The sequence below is a fragment of the Paenibacillus sp. EKM211P genome (genome assembly GCF_011066175.1).
In the GTDB taxonomy this organism is placed as follows: Bacteria; Bacillota; Bacilli; order Paenibacillales; family Paenibacillaceae; genus Paenibacillus; species Paenibacillus polymyxa.
Map to the genome: position 1 here is coordinate 1 of NZ_JAAMNS010000112.1, position 206 is coordinate 206.

Below are 206 nucleotides of genomic sequence, written 5' to 3' on the forward strand. Positions count from 1 at the left end.
TCTTCTACGAACTTCTCCTCCGTCAGTTCTTTCCGATTCACATATCCTCGGGCTACGCAGTCCCCTCCAATATGCAGTTCGCCTGGTACGCCTATTGGCTGCAATCGGTCTTTATGGTCCAAAATATATAATTTCACGTTGTCAATCGGCTTCCCAATCGGAATACTCTCCGGTTCCTGGTCCGCAGGACAGTCGTAATACGCCAC

The 206-nt window shown here is 49.5% G+C and carries 1 protein-coding gene; it reads right to left on the minus strand.

Annotation, left to right across the window (positions count from 1 at the left end; genetic code table 11):
• A partial coding sequence (locus tag G9G57_RS25605) for an AMP-binding protein (RefSeq protein WP_164965708.1) occupies positions 1–206 on the minus strand: 206 nt, incomplete at both ends.